The organism is Microcoleus sp. BR0-C5 (genome assembly GCF_036705045.1).
Taxonomy (GTDB): Bacteria; Cyanobacteriota; Cyanobacteriia; order Cyanobacteriales; family Microcoleaceae; genus Microcoleus.
Genome location: NZ_JAUBTR010000109.1, coordinates 1 through 15,287, shown reverse-complemented (window position 1 = coordinate 15,287; position 15,287 = coordinate 1). Strand labels below are relative to the sequence as shown.

The 15,287-nt window shown below is 44.1% G+C and carries 18 protein-coding genes; 9 read left to right on the top strand and 9 right to left on the bottom strand.

Features of this window, described 5'->3' with window-relative positions:
* Nucleotides 1-93: 93 nt before the first annotated feature.
* The 8 genes from QUB08_RS29665 to rpmH all read right to left on the bottom strand — a co-directional run bounded on the left by QUB08_RS29665 (nucleotide 94) and on the right by rpmH (nucleotide 5,668).
* Nucleotides 94-555 (bottom strand): SH3 domain-containing protein, encoded by a 462-nt coding sequence (locus tag QUB08_RS29665; RefSeq protein WP_333229594.1) that lies wholly within the window; start codon nucleotides 553-555, stop codon nucleotides 94-96.
* Between the two features lie 189 nt (nucleotides 556-744).
* Entirely contained in the window at nucleotides 745-2,253 is a 1,509-nt protein-coding gene (locus QUB08_RS29660) for an AAA family ATPase (RefSeq protein WP_333229592.1), read from the bottom strand.
* Nucleotides 2,254-2,271: 18 nt separating this feature from the next.
* Nucleotides 2,272-2,784, bottom strand: coding sequence for a YceD family protein (locus QUB08_RS29655; RefSeq protein ID WP_333039168.1), 513 nt, complete (start codon nucleotides 2,782-2,784; stop codon nucleotides 2,272-2,274).
* 97 nt (nucleotides 2,785-2,881) lie between these two features.
* The gene (locus tag QUB08_RS29650) at nucleotides 2,882-3,355 is read right to left on the bottom strand and encodes a R3H domain-containing nucleic acid-binding protein (protein ID WP_333156777.1); all 474 of its coding nucleotides are present in this window, start codon (nucleotides 3,353-3,355) and stop codon (nucleotides 2,882-2,884) included.
* Between the two features lie 11 nt (nucleotides 3,356-3,366).
* On the bottom strand, nucleotides 3,367-4,515 hold the full coding sequence (gene yidC / locus QUB08_RS29645; RefSeq protein ID WP_333229590.1) for a membrane protein insertase YidC: 1,149 nt from the start codon (nucleotides 4,513-4,515) through the stop codon (nucleotides 3,367-3,369).
* Nucleotides 4,516-4,719: 204 nt separating this feature from the next.
* Complete coding sequence (locus QUB08_RS29640) at nucleotides 4,720-5,112, bottom strand: PH domain-containing protein (RefSeq protein WP_333106065.1); 393 nt, start codon at nucleotides 5,110-5,112, stop codon at nucleotides 4,720-4,722.
* Nucleotides 5,084-5,488, bottom strand: coding sequence for a ribonuclease P protein component (gene rnpA, locus QUB08_RS29635; protein WP_333229588.1), 405 nt, complete (start codon nucleotides 5,486-5,488; stop codon nucleotides 5,084-5,086). The genes QUB08_RS29640 and rnpA overlap by 29 nt, the downstream gene beginning before the upstream one ends.
* Before the next feature lie 42 nt (nucleotides 5,489-5,530).
* Nucleotides 5,531-5,668 (bottom strand): 50S ribosomal protein L34, encoded by a 138-nt coding sequence (gene rpmH / locus QUB08_RS29630; protein ID WP_006632320.1) that lies wholly within the window; start codon nucleotides 5,666-5,668, stop codon nucleotides 5,531-5,533.
* A 262-nt stretch (nucleotides 5,669-5,930) separates the two neighbouring features.
* Between rpmH and QUB08_RS29625 the strand changes: the two genes are divergently transcribed.
* The 3 genes from QUB08_RS29625 (at nucleotide 5,931) to QUB08_RS29615 (ending at nucleotide 7,929) form a co-directional block, all read left to right on the top strand.
* Nucleotides 5,931-6,308, top strand: coding sequence for a type II toxin-antitoxin system HicB family antitoxin (locus tag QUB08_RS29625; protein WP_333229586.1), 378 nt, complete (start codon nucleotides 5,931-5,933; stop codon nucleotides 6,306-6,308).
* Between the two features lie 100 nt (nucleotides 6,309-6,408).
* Nucleotides 6,409-6,801, top strand: coding sequence for a hypothetical protein (locus tag QUB08_RS29620; protein ID WP_333229585.1), 393 nt, complete (start codon nucleotides 6,409-6,411; stop codon nucleotides 6,799-6,801).
* Nucleotides 6,802-7,929, top strand: a complete 1,128-nt coding sequence (locus QUB08_RS29615; protein WP_333229583.1) for a hypothetical protein — start codon at nucleotides 6,802-6,804, stop codon at nucleotides 7,927-7,929.
* A 404-nt stretch (nucleotides 7,930-8,333) separates the two neighbouring features.
* Here QUB08_RS29615 and QUB08_RS29610 read toward each other — a convergent pair whose 3' ends face one another.
* Nucleotides 8,334-8,600 (bottom strand): hypothetical protein, encoded by a 267-nt coding sequence (locus QUB08_RS29610; protein WP_333229581.1) that lies wholly within the window; start codon nucleotides 8,598-8,600, stop codon nucleotides 8,334-8,336.
* Nucleotides 8,601-8,729: 129 nt separating this feature from the next.
* On the opposite strand from QUB08_RS29610, the gene QUB08_RS29605 reads away from it, so the two are divergent.
* From QUB08_RS29605 to QUB08_RS29580, 6 genes are all read left to right on the top strand, one after another.
* Nucleotides 8,730-9,392: a class I SAM-dependent methyltransferase gene (locus QUB08_RS29605; protein WP_333229579.1), complete on the top strand. Its 663-nt coding sequence runs from the start codon at nucleotides 8,730-8,732 to the stop codon at nucleotides 9,390-9,392.
* Nucleotides 9,393-9,516: 124 nt separating this feature from the next.
* Nucleotides 9,517-9,750: a DUF433 domain-containing protein gene (locus QUB08_RS29600; protein ID WP_333229577.1), complete on the top strand. Its 234-nt coding sequence runs from the start codon at nucleotides 9,517-9,519 to the stop codon at nucleotides 9,748-9,750.
* A 36-nt stretch (nucleotides 9,751-9,786) separates the two neighbouring features.
* Nucleotides 9,787-10,497 carry a M15 family metallopeptidase gene (locus tag QUB08_RS29595; protein WP_333229575.1) on the top strand — a complete coding sequence of 237 codons (711 nt, stop codon included), beginning with the start codon at nucleotides 9,787-9,789 and terminating at the stop codon, nucleotides 10,495-10,497.
* A 282-nt stretch (nucleotides 10,498-10,779) separates the two neighbouring features.
* On the top strand, nucleotides 10,780-11,853 hold the full coding sequence (locus tag QUB08_RS29590; RefSeq protein ID WP_333229573.1) for a glucose-1-phosphate thymidylyltransferase: 1,074 nt from the start codon (nucleotides 10,780-10,782) through the stop codon (nucleotides 11,851-11,853).
* 240 nt (nucleotides 11,854-12,093) lie between these two features.
* Complete coding sequence (locus QUB08_RS29585) at nucleotides 12,094-12,627, top strand: hypothetical protein (protein ID WP_333229571.1); 534 nt, start codon at nucleotides 12,094-12,096, stop codon at nucleotides 12,625-12,627.
* Nucleotides 12,628-12,887: 260 nt separating this feature from the next.
* Entirely contained in the window at nucleotides 12,888-15,026 is a 2,139-nt protein-coding gene (locus tag QUB08_RS29580) for a glycosyltransferase (RefSeq protein WP_333229569.1), read from the top strand.
* The last annotated feature ends 261 nt before the right edge of the window (nucleotides 15,027-15,287 follow it).

Here is a 15,287-nt window from a genome sequence, read left to right as displayed (position 1 = left end):
AATCTTCAAAAATGGTTTGTGGAAATTTTCGCGCTTTCCCACATAGCTATTGGATCATTTTTTTTGTGGATGTCTCTAATTACTATCTAAGTTTTATTCGCCCTCAATTCTTTCAGTATTGCCGCCTTTGACCCAACCTTCGCGATTGCCATCCTCAATCCGAATTCGCTGCCACTCTTTGTCGGGCGACTCTTCCAAAACTACGACTCTTTCCTTGTAACCAACACCGCCAATGCGGTTCGAGTCTCGGCTACCAGTATCCCGGAGAATTAAGCCGATCGGCTGAGTCACCATCGCGCGGTAAGCTCCCGGTTCCAGCGGTTTGGGAGACGGGGCATCGCTAGATGTAGAAACCGGGCTAGCCTGGGCTGTTGACTTCGGCGCAGCGCCCGCAACCTGAGCTGGTGTTTTGTCGTTGGAAAAAACAGGTTTTTCGGGGATAGTAGTTAGCTTAGCGGCAAAGTAAAGTGCAGCAGCCACGCTAGCACCTGCCATCAGGACGATCGCGAGCAGAAAACCCACTAAAAATTTGAAAACGCTATATACACTGTTCATAAAACCGCAAATGAAGGAAGAAGGGAGAGGGAAGAAGGAAGAAGGGAGAGGGAAGAAGGAAGAAGGAAGAAGGAAGAAGGGAGAGGGAAGAAGGTTGACTGTTGAGTGTTGACTGCTGAATGTTGAGTAAAATCTGGTAGCTGCCAACTGACAACTGGTTACTAACTACTGACTACTGACTTCAAAAGCTTAACCTTGAATCCGGCGGCTCAAACTGCCGTATCTAGAAGCAAGGCGAGCTTTCCCAGCAGCTGCCCAATCTTGGAGAAACTGGATTTGTTCTTGAGCCGTTCTGGCTAAGGGCACCATTTGACTAGCTGATTCTAAAATATCATCTGTGGTAAAGTCTCGATTTTGACTAAACCCAATGTGCATGGCTTCAATCAAAGTTTGCTCGATTTCAGCCCCGGAAAAATCGGGAGTTTCGTAAGCCAAGCGCTCTACATCGTAATTTTTGATGCTGTGCGATCGCAACCGCAACAAATGTACCTCAAAAATCGCCCGCCGTTCCTCCTGGCTGGGCAAACCCACAAAAAATATTTCGTCAAACCTGCCTTTTCTCAGCATTTCTGGCGGCAAAGACTGGATGTTGTTGGCTGTTGCGACTACAAACACCGGCGAAGTTTTTTCGGCCAACCAAGTAATAAATGTCCCGAACACCCGGCTAGTTGTCCCGGAATCCCCTTTACCGTCTAATCCGGCAAAGGCTTTGTCAATCTCGTCAATCCAGAGTACGCAGGGCGCCAAAGCTTCCGCTAGCTGAATCATTTGCCTGGTGCGGGATTCCGATTCTCCGACTAATCCGGCAAACAAGCGCCCGACATCCAACCGCAGCAAAGGCAAATGCCAGTGGTGGGCGATCGCCTTTGCTGTTAAGGATTTCCCGGTTCCTTGAATTCCGACTAGCAACAAACCTCTGGGATGCGGCAAACCGTATTGGCGGGCTCGATCGGAAAAAGCACCGCCGCGCCGCAGCAGCCATTCTTTGAGATTGTCCAAACCGCCGATATCGGAGATATTTTCGCGGGCTGGGTAAAAATCCAGAATTTGAGTTTGACGAATTGTTTGGCGCTTTTCTTCTAAAATCAGTTCCGCGTCGTCGGGATGGAGTTCGCCTCTGGTGGCGATCGCCTTTGCCAAAACTCGGCGGATTCGTTCGATCGACAGCCCTTGACAGCAGCGCACTATTTCGTCGAGCAAACGCCCTTCAATGGCTTGTCCGGTAGCCCCTAACAGCCTTTCTACCTCAATTTTGATTTCCGCCGCCGCAGGCAGGGGAAACTCCAAAACAGTCATCACTTCGCTGAGGTCTTCGGGGATCGAAATTAGAGGAGATACGATGACAATATTTTTGGGCACTGATTTGAGGAGTCTCGCCAAATTCCGCAGCTTGCGGGAAATCGAGACATCTTCCAAAAACCGCTGAAAGTCGCGCAGAATAAAAATTGCCGGCGCGCTGGCGGGCAATTTTTCGAGAAATTCCAAAGCTTGCAGCGGGTTGCGCTTGCCAAAACCTGTATCGTTGGGATTGCCTTGGTAGCCATCAACAAAATCCCAGATGTATACGGCGCGAGAACCTTGTTTTTTGGCACTTTGGGCGATCGCCGCTTCTACGCGCTCTTCCTCCCGTGTGGGAATGTAAATTAAGGGGTAGCGCGATCGCAGCAGTAGTTCAAACTCGTCGCTAAAAATAGTCATTAGTTATTAGTCAACTGACTAAGGCAATTGCCGTTTAAGTGCTTCCAGAGACGCCCAGCGACTGTCTGAGACTGTTTCTGAGCTTTCTGTATTTGCATCATCAGTTAAAGAAATTCCCGGACATTCAGTATCGCATATCTGTTTGTGCGGCAGTTCCAAACACATTTGCTCGTACACCCAATCGCCCGGAGAGAAATAGCCACCGGGGGACAAATTTTCCACCAAATCTTCTAAAGCAACTTCTATTTCTGCTGAACTTGAATCTGTTTGATTTGCTGTTTCTTCGAGCCAGATTAGTTCAGATGAGTTGAGTGCCAAACGATGATTGTATTGTTTCAAACATCTGTGGCAGGTGAGAGTAACAATTGTTTCTGCTTTCGCCTTCACCTCAAGATAATTCCCTTGGTGAGTCACTTGCAGTCGCCCTCGCACCGGAGTAAGAGTTTCTAAATCGGGGATAAATTCTTCAAAATCAATGACCTCTTTCCGCTCAGTTTTTGTGAGGAGATGAGGGATATAAATTGTCTCCATAATTTTTTGCCTTCCTACTTCTTGAATTCAAAGGTCAAAAGGAATAGTTAATTTTTAACTTCTTCCTTCTTCCTTCTTCCTTCTTCCTTCTTTAGCGTCAGCGCAGTCGCACTACCAAACGCCGATCGGGTTCTTGTCCTTGACTGTAAGTTTCTATATCCTCACATTCGCTCAAAAAGCTGTGGACTTGACGGCGTTCTGCCGAAGACAGCGATTTTATTTCAACTTCAACTCCCGTCGATCGGGCTTGATCTGCTGCGTACTCTGCCATCGATCGCAATTCCTCTTGGCGGCGGATGCGATAGCCATTTAGTTCAACTGTATAAGGAATTGACTCCTCTACTTCCTGACCTATATTCTGAACCGTGTTGCAGAGGTACTGAATGGCATCTATTACATTACCGTTTGGCCCGACTAAGATTGCAACTTGTTCTTTAGTCAGATTGCTTTCATCTATTGTCATCCAATAGCAATCTTTTTGTTGTTCGCATACCACTTTTGAAGGAATTGCGGACAGTTGTAGCAATTCTTCTAACCATGCCTGTCCGCGCTGCATTTGAGAGTCTTTCATTGTTGTTAAAATCAAGCCTTTTTCTTAGAACGCTTGGGCTCAAATGGAAGTGCATCTAATCCTTGTTCTTTTTGAGTTTTCGCCTCTGCTTCGTCCACTATTTTTTGCAGGTTTTCTGGCAGCGGTTCTCGCGACAAAATAAACGATTGAACTGTTTGGAAGATGTTAGCAATCAGCATATACATCAACACGCCGGCGGGCAGCGGGAAGAACAAAAACATCCCTGAAAATATGACTGGCGTCAGTTTGTTAACTGTAGCCTGTTGGGGGTTGTCGTTTGGCCCTTGTGCTTGTCCTGAAAGGGTTTGGTTGATGTACAAACTGATGCCGAAGCCCAGAATCATCACCAAAATATCCCAGTGGATTGTACCGTCTGAGTCGATCGCGCCAACGCGGCCTAGAGCTTCAATAAATAGGAATCCTTTGTTAGTAGCCAATCCGGGGATTGTGCCTTGAACTGTGGCTTCACCGGGGGCTAAGGCCGTGATGTTGCCCTGTTCATCTACCTTGATCAGATCTTCGCCTTTGATGACTTTCCAGCCGGGTTCAAAGTCGATTTCGCTCTTATTTTCTGCAGCTAAAACTTTGAGAGGTTTGCCCTCTGGGGTTTGAAAATTTATCTTTGTTGTGTCGCCGACTGCGAGTTTGTCGCCGCCTGGAATTACGCCCACAACAGGAGCATGAAAAGTACCTGTGACGTAAATATTTTGGGGCGGTGTAGCAAAAGCTTGCGGTTGAACAGCTTCGATTTGTTCTTTGGGCAAAACTTGAACGTTAACGCTGTAATTTATGTCAGAAAACGGCGAACCCCTGAGCGTTGCAAACAGTGCAAACAGCACTGGCATTTGCAGCACCAAGGGGAAGCATCCTGCTAGAGGATTACCAAATTCTTTGTATACTTTGCTCATTTCCTCCTGCTGTTTTGCAGGATTTTCTTTATAGAGTTTTTGAATTTGATCTACTCGCTCTTTCATCAATGGCTGCGCTACTTTCATGCGCCGCATATTGCGAAGAGAGCCTGCATTGAGAGGATAAAGAGCAAAGCGAATCACGAGCGTCAGAGCTACGATCGCTAAACCGTAGCTTGGCACGATCCCGTAGAAAAAATCTAGGATCGGGAGCATGAGGTTGTTGGAGAGAAACGAGATACCGAAATCCATTCGCTTTGAGTTAATTTAGGTGCTCTATGTTTGCTGTTGAGAACTATTTTTACCCGCTTAACGCGAGCCGCCTCAATTTTCAGGGTTTTGTCTCTATCTTAGGACATTGCCCGTCGATCGACCGCCCGGTCTGCGGGTTTTTTTTAATGAGTTTGCCAATACTCGCACTGAATTGGGTCTCTAATCAGGGTGAAAGCGGTTCGGTTATTTAGCTTGGGCCGCGTTTGCTTTTTGAGCGGCTATGGGCAGTTTTTCGTTAATGTAGTCATACATTGCTCGAAATTTCGGCATAGCTCTGAGTTCCAAGCGGCTGCCATTTTTCATGGTGAGCACCATGTCTCCGTAAGTCCCGAAACCGCGAGGTACGGTGACGATTTTGACTATATCTGAGTAGATAACGTCTGTCTGCTCGCCCCCCATCCAACCGCTAGTTACCGACACTCGGCGACTCGTGATCCGATAGCGCAGCCACAGAGCCCGGACAATTGCTCCTACTGCTAGGGGGATGCCCACCACAGTCAGCCCCAGGAGTAAATTGAGGATCAAGTCACCGGGCGCGGGGCCGCCTTCATAATATACTTCCTCTCGAATTCCCATCTAGTACCTCGGCTTCTACCAACAACTGCTCTAATTCTTGCAGAATTTCTGCATAATTGCACTCTTGTGCGATCGGACGCACGACAATTACTAAATCCCACCCGAATTTTAATCGGGGCAATAGCTGTCGCAAAGCTGCCCGAATCTGACGCTTAATCCGGTTGCGGACTACAGCGCGTTTGCTAACCTTCAGGCTGATAGAAATGCCTGTGCGAGTCGGCGGCAAGGATTTTTCGGCTGTGGGTTTGCTTAATTCGGCGCTTTTTGGTTTACGCAGAGCTCTTAAGCTGAAATGGGCCGAGTTACGGCGCATTCCCTTGCGGTATACGGCGCTGAAGTCTTTTCGGTGCTTAAGTCGGTTTGTATCGGGCAACATGGCGTAGGGCGATCGTTGAGGCCTCTCAACCTTGATGCAGTGCTAGACTGCGAGGCGGTGGCGACCTTTGCTGCGGCGAGCTTTGATTACCAATCGACCGGTTGCGGTACGCATTCTGGCGCGAAAACCGGATGTTCTTTTTCTTTTGCGGCTGGTTCCGTGCAGGGTTTGCTGTGTCATTTTGATTTCTCCCGGCTTGTTACTTTACTTTTGATTAATATTCACAATCTTCTAGTATACCATAGAGTTGTTTTCTTGGCAATTATATTTTTATGGGTTGATATGTATTGAGAGTAAGAGTGAAGTTGCGATCGCAGCCTTGAATGATTGGTAAAGGCTAGAATCCCGCAGGCTTTAAATGCGGTGGCGTTCTGAACCGCTGACATCTATTGAAAGCCTTGCGAAAAGAATTAATTGGAGGTTTGAAAAACAATGCGTTAAAATGCCAAATATAACCAACCATAAAAAACAGATGAATGCCACAGTATTAACCCCTACTCCGAATCCTTTAACCCAATTAACTTATCAAGTTCTAATTGAAAAGCACGATGAAGACCTCTACAGCGCAATAGTTTGGGAATTGCCAGAGTGCAGAAGCTCAGGATCTACTAAAGAAGAAGCTTTAAAAATTTTGCACCGATTGTTGATCGAGCGTCTAAAAAAAGTCGAAATAGTCTCTCTGACAGTAGACATTCCCCAAACTGAAAATCCTTTAATGAAGTGGGCAGGAGCCTTTAAAAACGATCCGCACTTTGATGAGATGCTAGAAGATATTGCAGAACTGCGCCGCGACAGGAATGCACAAAGGGCAGAATATTAGGATCGACTCGATGAAGCAGAAGCCACCAATAAAATAGAGGTGGAGGAAACAGCTAAGTGACTTTGTGGATATTTGATACCGCTCTTTATTAGGAAAGTAAATGATGAATATTAACTCTCTAGCTGAACTAGAAAATTTAGAATCAACAATACAATCAGTTTTGAAAAAACTAAAACTGGGAGATGTCCTGCATTCACTGTATCTACTTAAAAAAAGCTCTCCTGAACTGGAACCTTTTATGATTGGAGGGGTCGCTTTATTTGCAATTAGATTTTGTCCTCCCAGTAAAACCTCTCAACTAAGAAAAAATTATGATATTCGTAATATAGTCAATATTTCTAATGAATACTACTTGGCTGATCCTATCACTTTTGACAATGATTTGCATGATCAATTTATTGATAAAAATCCCGTCTTTCTGCTGTTAAGAATTGTTAGTAGCCAATTCCCTTTTAAACCTGGTCTTTTTAGTGAATTCTCACGCCCTGCCTGATTGTTCCATGAAATTCCACAACAATTAAAAAACCTTCCAGGTATTCCTGAATTTGATTTTGACAGTAAATTTCAGGCTATCAATGGAGTTTCTGTTATCGATTTTATAACCATAGGTTTTGTAATCTATTCTCAATGTCGTGGGAATTTTAGCATCAGCCAAGATTACTTCAAGAAGATGCGGAAAAAGGGAATTAATGTAAGCGACCAATCTCTCAGAGCAGTCCTTAATCAACTGATAGCAGATAAGTCGAAATTTGTTGAAATATATGAGAAGCAAAAAAATCAAGATAGGCGTTTCCGAATGTATGATTTTAATCCTCTGCTTTCCTATCCAATTATTAGACCTTGCCAAAACAAGCAATTTTCTACTCCGGACAAGGATTTTATTCATGCGCCTGTACCTGAGTTAGTCGCTTCAAGAATGTCAAGTGGAATTTTTTATCAAATGTTTAATACCTATGGTACTGAATTTTCTGAATATTTCGGCTTTGTTTTTGAACGGTATGTCGGTCTTGTGTTGGAAAAATGTTTGTTGTCGCAGCAGCTATTATCAGAGTCAGACATCCGAAACTTCTATCCGCCTAAAAAAGGGAAAGCTCCAGATTGGATTATAGTTGATGGCTCAACAGTGCTTTTATTTGAATGTAAAGCAACTCGTTTTTCTAGAGCTGCAAAAGCAATAGCCAGTGAAGATTCAGTCAACAAGAGTCTAGCGCAAGTAAAGAAAGGCTTAAAGCAACTTGCTAGTTTCATATCTGCTTGTCAGGCTAAAATTTCTGAGCTTCAGAAGTTTCACCAATGTAGTACGTTTAAGCCAATTTTTGTTTCACTAGAACCACTATTTCTGATTAATAGCGAATTATTTCGAGAGTATATCAATACCCTATTAACTGCCGAAGGAGTAACTGGACTTGACTGGCAAATACTTTCGATTGATGAGCTAGAAGCTCTACAACCTCATATTGCTGCTGGTTTGAACTTGGCTCAGGTTTTAGATGAATTACGAAATAAATCATTCAATGATGTTCATGAAAATTTAATATCTCAAACTAACAGAAGTTTTGCTGATTCTTTTTTGTATGATAACCAGGAAGAGCTTTATCAGCGTCTTGGCCTTCCTGAATAAAGCCGTCCAGGAAATAGAAAAGGTGATAAACAGCATTGATCGCAGGGATCGCCACATAACAGCCCCAATGCACACCGAGCGTCGGAAGGTTATTTCGTGGAGGTTCGAGGATATCTGCGGCGGGTGATTGGGAACGTTATCTCACTTCGTTTCTGAGTAGGGACATTACAGAGCCGAGATTGATCGCAGCAATTAGCTCGTGAAATTCTGTCTAAATGTTGCTTGGGCTCAGGTGCGATCGCCACAGATCGATTATTGCTCGAATTCCACACTGGAAACTCGATTTCTTACCCAATTTCTCGCACATTGGAGTTTTCACCCCTCTCTACAAGAGCTACCATCCTCTACATCCAGTAATCGATCAGGATCGATACCTTGCGATCGCAGCATTTCCTCTAAGCGTTCTACACGTTGCTGGACTTGCTCCTTCGCCAGTCGCTCTTGCTCCTTCGCCAGTCGCTCTGGCTCTGTGCGTTGTCTTTCCCGCTCTGTTGTATGCCGGAGTCTGTCAGCCAAATGCGCCAAATGCGCCAAATGCGCGTGTCTCTCTCGCGGCGGACTAGGCCTCTTTCTTTGATGCGATCGATCACGCCTGTCAGCGTCCCGCCTACCTGTTGCAGTTTGTCGCCAATGCTGGAAGTCGGCCAACCGTCTTCTTGCCACAAGCCCAAAGGGTGCCAGCAGGTTTTTTAGCGATCGACTGCTACGCTAAAACCGGGAATCCGCCCTCTGCCAGATATGTTAACAATTCTTATTGTTCTTAAACTAGAAAGAGTAAATCTAGTTTGCGATCCGAATTTATGTTGCTTCCACCCGACCAACGCACCAAGTTAGACGACACCGACGACAATTTGTTCTATTCCTATCCCCGGTTTGTGACTCACGTAGACGATGGATTCATTCAGCAACTAACCGATTTGTATCGGGAACGGCTGAAGCCGAATACTCGGATTTTTGATATGATGAGCAGTTGGGTTTCTCACTTGCCCGACGAGATGCAATTTGCCCATGTTGAAGGGCACGGCATGAATGAAGAAGAGTTGGCAAAGAATCGCAGACTGAATCATTATTTCGTGCAGAATTTGAACGCCAATCCCAAATTGCCACTGCCGGATGCAGAGTTTGACGCGGTTGTCAACTGTGTTTCGGTACAGTATTTGCAGCACCCGGATGCGATTTTTGCCGAGATTCACCGGATATTGAAGCCGGGTGGCGTAGCAATTATGAGCTTTTCCAACCGGATGTTTTATCAAAAGGCGATCGCGGCTTGGCGGGAAGGTTCGGAGGGCGATCGGGTAGAATTAGTCAAGGGTTACTTTGATTCTGTCAAAGGAGCGAACATACCCGGATTTAGCAAGCCGGAAGTAATTGTTCGCAAGCCTAACTTGCCGAGTTTTATGCAAATGCTGCGAATAGGAAGCGGCGATCCGTTTTATGCGGTAGTTGCTTACCGCCAAAGTTAGGATTTTTTGGTCGTAAGGACTTTAGGACTTTAGGTGGTGATTGAAAGCACTAAAGTCCTTACTACAAACCGATCGAAAGCTACGATCTTTAGGTTAGGATATATTTAATATTTGTTCCTAACATATGGAAAACCCGCTTTTGCAGCGCATCACACTCGCTCCCAATATCTGTCACGGAAAACCCTGTATTCGCGGTCTCCGATATCCAGTAGAGTTAATTCTTGAATTACTCATTTCTGGTATGAACGCTAAAGAAATTATAGATGACTATGACGATTTAGAACATGAGGATATTCTAGCTGCTTTGCTATTTGCCTCGCGACGGACTCAAGTGAAAAACATATACCGAGTATTGTAGTTCATCAGTAATCATAAAGTAGGGTAAAACCTTGATATGAAACCATACCAGCAAATAGCGATCGACGAATGCGGCGAACCTTTAGTCCCTATTCCAGCAGAACAGTTTGCCTTTGAAATGCCGCACCCTTATCAAAAGTTGGGTGCACCCTATCACAACAGCAAAGCAGATTCGCCTTACTATTTGCGGCAAGGAGTTGTAGATAGTTTAATCGCCGCTCAAACTGAGCTACAGCAAAATTATCCCAAGTGGAAAATTCTGATATTTGACGCTTATCGGCCGGTGGAAGTTCAGCAATTTATGGTAGATTATACTTTTAATCAAATTGCCCTAGCTCAAGGCTGCGAATTTCCGGTTTCCGAAGACAAACGCCAAGTAATTATAGAACACGTATATCAATTTTGGGCAGTACCGAGCCTCGATCGCGCGACGCCTCCCCCTCACAGTACAGGTGCAGCTTTAGATATAACTTTAGTGGATGAAAATAATCGGCAAATTGATATGGGCTCTCCGATTGATGAAATATCAGAACGTTCTTATCCAGATTATTTTGGTAAGAGCAAGGAGCCGCAAAAACAGGAATATCACTGTCGCAGGAAAATATTAAAAGATGCGATGATAGCTGCGGGTTTTCAGCAACATCCTAACGAATGGTGGCATTTTTGTCTGGGCGATCAGATGTGGGCTTGGTTGACAAATCAAAACAATAGTGGTAATCAATTGATTGCTCGATATGGCCGCTATTAAAAGGGTACGCAATTAAATCGGGACTGGCGCACTCGCAACCTTGAGAAAGGGTTTTTTGACAAAAAACTCAGCTTTTAACTGCTTCCTGTGGCAATAAACCTGGTTTCTGACACTCTCTGCCTTTCGGACTATAAAAGTATGAGCAAAATAAATCATTTGTGTCAGGATACATGGCAACTATTGCCAGCGGGGTAGCGGTAGTTTAAAATCAACGAGAGCGAACAAGTGCAGGCAATAGTTGCCAGCACCGCAAACCCTAAAGGATAACTCAGAGTTCACCAAATGAAAGCACTCATCCTCTCTGGCGGTAAAGGAACACGCTTGCGTCCCCTCACCTATACGGGTGCTAAGCAGTTGGTTCCTGTAGCAAATAAGCCGATACTGTGGTACGGAATTGAAGGAATTGTGGCGGCTGGGATTACGGATATTGGGATTATTATTAGTCCCGAAACCGGGGAAGAGGTGAAGACGAAAACAGGAGATGGATCTCGCTTCGGTGCAAAAATTACTTATATCTTGCAAGAAAAGCCGGCGGGCCTCGCTCACGCGGTAAAAGTTGCCAGACCGTTTTTGGGCGATTCTCCGTTTATTATGTATTTGGGAGATAACTTAATTGAAAATCAGTTAGATCCGTTTTTAGAGATTTTTAACAAGCAGAAACTAGACGCTCTGATTTTGCTGCGTCCAGTTCCCAATCCCTCTGCTTTCGGTGTGGCAAAAGTTGATGAGAAAGGCAGAGTTTTGCAGTTAGTAGAAAAGCCCAAGGTTCCGCCGTCAAATTTAGCACTGGTGGGAATTTACTTTTTTGCTCCTACTATCCACGAGGCGATCGATCAAATTCAACCCTCTGCCCGGGGCGAACTCGAAATTACCGATGCCATTCAACAGCTCATCAATCAGGAAAAACACGTAGAAGCCTGCAATTTAGAGGGTTGGTGGCTGGATACGGGGAAAAAAGACGATTTGCTGAGTGCAAACCAAATCATTTTAGATAGCCGTATCGTAGCTTCAACTGAATTAACAGTAGATGCGAAAAGTCAAATTATCGGGCGAGTGCAAATAGGCGAAGGAACGGAAATCATTAATTCTACAGTTCGCGGGCCGGTGGTAATTGGGGAAAATTGCCGGATTGAAAATTGCTTTATCGGGCCTTACAGCAGTATTGCCGATCGCGTGACGATGATTGATGCTGATATCGAACACAGTGTAATATTGCAAGGGGCGAAAATAGTTGGCATTCACCAGCGAATTGTTGACAGCGTGATCGGGCAGCGAGCTCAACTCACCAATGCACCGGCTCGTCCAAAAGCTCTGCGGTTTATGATTGGTGATGACAGTCAAATTGAGTTAACTTAAATTGAGATATTGCCAATATCGGAAGCAATAATCCTGATTTAACAAGAGATAAATTTTCTTGTGGGGTGTAGGGGTTGGGCATCCTGTCCGCCCTGGAACAGGCTTTCCTGCCTGTTCCACAATTAATTACAATTATTCACACAGCAAAGCGGCTTATTCACAATTAGTTAGAATGATTGAAACAGCAAAGATGCCTGTTCCATAATAAGTCAGAGTAAGTTATCTCAAGGAGAGGAAAGTTTGGAGTACGAAGAAATACCAACTCAACAGATAATACATAAATTGCGGCAAACTTTGGAGCCGCGAATTGGTATTGCTGAGTTGTCGCTGTTGGGAACAGAAAATAGTGCGATCGCCCAAAATGAAGATGACGAAGATATCGCCCTTTTAAAGGCAGGTTTCGACATTTATAACATCCCCATTACCTCTTACCAAAGGCGACTCGGTTCCGCAGTCATCGTCGTTAGGAAAATAGTACGCAAATTGCTCAGACCGGTACTCGAACGACAAGTAATTTACAATTTTGCTAATACCCGGGTCGTGCATACATTAAGCACACAGTTGCAAAAATTGCAAGAAAATCAACAAACTCTATTTGAAAAAATTGAATCGGAATTCAGCAGCGAATATCCCGAAGTTACAGCACAGCTTGAGACTCAACAAAGAGCGATCGCAACTTTTCAGTCTGAAATAGAGCAAATTAAAGCAGTGCAGCAGCAACATACTGCTATTTTAGAGAAGATTACCGCTCAATTGCTCGATCGACAAAAATAAAGCATCAAAGATGACCCAAAATAATTTGGTCACAAGGCCCCAGATTTATTCGCGAGAGCAATGCTTCAATGCTTCAATCAAAAATCGAAAATTATTCAATTCCTCAATCTAAAATCCTAAATCCCAAATCGAAAATTCCTCAATCCTTCAAATTTTCAAGTATTCAAATTTTCAATTATTCAATCCCAAATCGAAAATCGAAAATTATTCAATCCTTCAATTCCTCAATTTAAAATCTAAAATATAAAATATAAAATCGAATGATCACACTGCCCATATGCTCCTTAATTATAGTCAACTATAACGGTCTGCGCCACACGAAAGATTGCTTAAAATCTCTACAAAAACTTGCGTATCCCGAATCGCAACTCGACTTAATTGTAATTGATAATTGTTCTCAAGACGATTCCGTTACTTCCCTGCGCGAACTATTTCCAAAAGTTCGGATTTTTGTCAACTCCGCCAACAACTTTGCTAAAGCCCTCAACCTCGGCATCAGCGAAGCAAAAGGGCAATATATCGGCTTTCTAAATAACGATGCTACCCTTGACAGTCGCTGGTTAGAGATTCTGGTAAAACGGCTAGAAACTAATAAAGAAGTAGGTGCGACTAGCGGCAAATTGTTGTTTAAAGACGGGCGAATTAACAGCGCCGGTATTCAGCAATTACCTAATTTTTATTGGCAAGATGTCGGCTTTGGCGAAAAAGATGCGGGACAGTACGATACAGAAAGGGAAGTCGAAGGGCTTTGTTGGGCGGCGGTGCTTTTCCGCAGGGAATGTCTCGAAGATGTGGGGCCGATAGATGAAGACTTTGTGATGTACTTTGAAGATGTAGAGTTTGCCAAACGCTGTCACAAACGCGGTTGGAAAATGCTTTATACTCCTGCAGCTATCGCCCATCACGAGTATCGGGGTTCGAGTAAAGGAAGCAAACTTACCGAGTATTTCTGCAACCGCAATCGGTTTTTGTATTTGGCAAAACATGAACCCTTGCAATTAGTTAAAGGAATTCACACTTCCGATTTTTTTACGAACAAGCAGTATGATTTGCTGTTCGAGAGTTTGTTTGTAGCGATTAAAAAGCTGCTTGATTATCAGAAACCAGAAATCATCGAAACTGTATTGCCGCAGTTGTCGGAAAAGTTGGCGGTGATTTACAGTCGCCTGAAGATCGATCGCATTTTATCTCGGTTACAGGTGGTTCGGGGCGATCGCAAAATGTCGATCGCCATTTACGATCACGGACTGCATTTTATTGGTGGCGGTCAAAAATACGTCGCTACCCTCGCCTCGCTGCTACAAAATGAATTTGACATTACTTTTATCGCCAACAAACCAGTTGCTGTTTCCGATTTAGAATCGTGGTACGGACTCAACCTTTCAGGATGCAAAATTAAAATTATGCCCTTGGCGTTTTACGAGAAACGCGGAATGCAGTGCATCGATTCCAGCATCATCGTGGAGGATATGGAAAATCCCTTTGATGAAATTGCCAGAGAAAGCAAAAACTACGATATTTTCATCAACGCCAACCAACTGGAAAAAGTTAAACCACTGTCGCCGATCTCAGTATTTTTCTGTCACTTTCCCAATACCTTCCGCAACCGTCACTTTGCTGTCGATGATTACACTTTCATTATTGCCAACAGTCAATTTACTGTTAAGTGGTTGGAGAAACGTTGGAACCTACAGCCAACTTTTCTGCTTTATCCGCCGATAGAAATGGCAACAGTTAAAGTGCCGAAAGAAAAAATAATTTTGGCTGTGGGACAGTTTGAAGCTGGGGGAACAAAAAAGCAAATTGAACTAATTAAAGCTTTCCGCAGTTTGCTAGCAGATTATCCCGAAGATTTTCAAGGATGGCAGCTAATTTTAGCCGGCAGCAGCATTCCGAAAAATCCTTATTTAAAGACTGTTCAGAATTTATTGAAGCAAGATTCAAGAGCGATCGAGCTAAAAGTCAATGTTGACTTTGATGAGGTAAAATCACTTTATGCTAGAGCAAGTATATTTTGGCACGGCTGCGGTTTGGGTGAAGTCAATCCTCAAAGATTTGAGCATTTCGGGATGGCGACTGTAGAAGCCATGCAAAATAGTTGTGCTCCGATTGTTTTCAACGGTGGCGGCCAACCGGAAATTGTCGAACATGGGCGATCGGGCTTTGTGTTCAATACCGTTGAGGAACTGTGCCAGCATTCACATCAACTAATTGTTAATCCCGATTTGCTAGCAGAACTTCAAGCTGGTGCACAGCAACGCAGTCAGAACTTTAGACTTGCACATTTTGAGAAAAAAGTCAATAGTTTTTTTGATCTTATTCACCAAGAGTATGCTACAATTCGGCTGCCAAATCCGGCCGATATAGCTCAAATGCTCGATATGGAGCGCGATCTATAAATTTCGTAGAGGCGGGTTTTACCAACAATATTAAATGATTACAAAGAATTTATATAAACCCGCCCCTACACCGCCAATAACTTACATCAAATCCGACTTTTGTGCAACCATAAAATCTAAATTTTGATTGTTCGTTGGGTGGGGGCGGGTTTAGGAGATTATGGGTTTTAGGCAATTATTGTTGGTAAAACCCGCCCCTTGTATCTTAAAAGAGTCAGGCGATAGATCGCTACGTCAGTCAGTTGATCGAGCCGTCAATCA

Bases quoted from the DNA above. Each gene is read 5' to 3' on its own strand.
- QUB08_RS29655 (WP_333039168.1), bottom strand. From the start codon at position 2,784: ATGGAGACAATTTATATCCCTCATCTCCTCACAAAAACTGAGCGGAAA.
- QUB08_RS29605 (WP_333229579.1), top strand. From the start codon at position 8,730: ATGTTGCTTCCACCCGACCAACGCACCAAGTTAGACGACACCGACGAC.
- QUB08_RS29590 (WP_333229573.1), top strand. From the start codon at position 10,780: ATGAAAGCACTCATCCTCTCTGGCGGTAAAGGAACACGCTTGCGTCCC.
- yidC (WP_333229590.1), bottom strand. From the start codon at position 4,515: ATGGATTTCGGTATCTCGTTTCTCTCCAACAACCTCATGCTCCCGATC.
- QUB08_RS29660 (WP_333229592.1), bottom strand. From the start codon at position 2,253: ATGACTATTTTTAGCGACGAGTTTGAACTACTGCTGCGATCGCGCTAC.
- QUB08_RS29625 (WP_333229586.1), top strand. From the start codon at position 5,931: ATGCCAAATATAACCAACCATAAAAAACAGATGAATGCCACAGTATTA.
- QUB08_RS29665 (WP_333229594.1), bottom strand. From the start codon at position 555: ATGAACAGTGTATATAGCGTTTTCAAATTTTTAGTGGGTTTTCTGCTC.
- QUB08_RS29595 (WP_333229575.1), top strand. From the start codon at position 9,787: ATGAAACCATACCAGCAAATAGCGATCGACGAATGCGGCGAACCTTTA.
- QUB08_RS29640 (WP_333106065.1), bottom strand. From the start codon at position 5,112: ATGGGAATTCGAGAGGAAGTATATTATGAAGGCGGCCCCGCGCCCGGT.
- QUB08_RS29620 (WP_333229585.1), top strand. From the start codon at position 6,409: ATGATGAATATTAACTCTCTAGCTGAACTAGAAAATTTAGAATCAACA.
- QUB08_RS29600 (WP_333229577.1), top strand. From the start codon at position 9,517: ATGGAAAACCCGCTTTTGCAGCGCATCACACTCGCTCCCAATATCTGT.
- rnpA (WP_333229588.1), bottom strand. From the start codon at position 5,488: ATGTTGCCCGATACAAACCGACTTAAGCACCGAAAAGACTTCAGCGCC.
- QUB08_RS29580 (WP_333229569.1), top strand. From the start codon at position 12,888: ATGATCACACTGCCCATATGCTCCTTAATTATAGTCAACTATAACGGT.
- QUB08_RS29650 (WP_333156777.1), bottom strand. From the start codon at position 3,355: ATGAAAGACTCTCAAATGCAGCGCGGACAGGCATGGTTAGAAGAATTG.
- rpmH (WP_006632320.1), bottom strand. From the start codon at position 5,668: ATGACACAGCAAACCCTGCACGGAACCAGCCGCAAAAGAAAAAGAACA.